This is a genomic window from Bacillus cereus group sp. BfR-BA-01522 (genome assembly GCF_022662635.1).
In the GTDB taxonomy this organism is placed as follows: Bacteria; Bacillota; Bacilli; order Bacillales; family Bacillaceae_G; genus Bacillus_A; species Bacillus_A cytotoxicus.
In genome coordinates this window covers 1-212 of the sequence record NZ_JAKUDY010000078.1, presented here as the reverse complement: position 1 = coordinate 212, position 212 = coordinate 1, and the positions used below count along the sequence as shown (strand labels likewise).

Sequence of the window (212 nt, the reverse complement as noted above, 5' to 3'; positions counted from 1 at the left end):
AGGACTTCCTAAAACTGGGTCGTCTGTTGGTGTGGATGTGGGTCTGAAAGATTTTGCGATTCTTTCAACGGGAGAAGTATTTAGCAATCCTAAATGGTTTCGCAAACTGGATGAAGCAAAAAACTATCAAAAGCAAAAACGTAAAGTAGCTTGCATCCATGAGAACATCACGAATGCAAGAACAGACTATTTGCAAAAAATCTCTACTTACA

General features: G+C 38.7%; 1 protein-coding gene. It reads left to right on the top strand.

Translation table 11 applies throughout. The features are described from left to right. Positions 1-212, top strand: a 212-nt coding sequence (locus MR059_RS21735) for a transposase (RefSeq protein ID WP_242162041.1), incomplete at both ends; no start/stop codon positions are given.